Origin of the sequence: Colwellia ponticola (assembly GCF_005885605.1) — a bacterium.
Taxonomy (GTDB): domain Bacteria; phylum Pseudomonadota; class Gammaproteobacteria; order Enterobacterales; family Alteromonadaceae; genus Colwellia; species Colwellia ponticola.
Map to the genome: position 1 here is coordinate 1 of NZ_SZVP01000233.1, position 354 is coordinate 354.

1 tRNA gene is annotated in these 354 nt (G+C 46.0%); it reads right to left on the reverse strand.

The features are described from left to right. Window positions 1-13 precede the first annotated feature (13 nt). A tRNA-Asp gene (locus tag FCS21_RS16715) sits at window positions 14-90 on the reverse strand. Window positions 91-354 lie beyond the last annotated feature (264 nt).

Here is a 354-nt window from a genome sequence, read left to right on the forward strand (position 1 = left end):
ATGTTAACAAAATTGGCGGAGTGGACGGGACTCGAACCCGCGACCCCCGGCGTGACAGGCCGGTATTCTAACCAACTGAACTACCACTCCGCTGTTTTTGTTATCTCGAGTTTATCACTATTTATTACTAAACGTGAACGGGACTCGAACCCGCGAAAAACTATCCATTGTGACAGCCCACTTAACTTAATAAAAAGCTAACCAACTGAACTATCAACCTAGTGTTTTTGCTGTGATACTTTAACGTCTATCAATTCGCATCAATTATGATGATGTTAACAAAATTGGCGGAGTGGACGGGACTCGAACCCGCGACCCCCGGCGTGACAGGCCGGTATTCTAACCAACTGAACT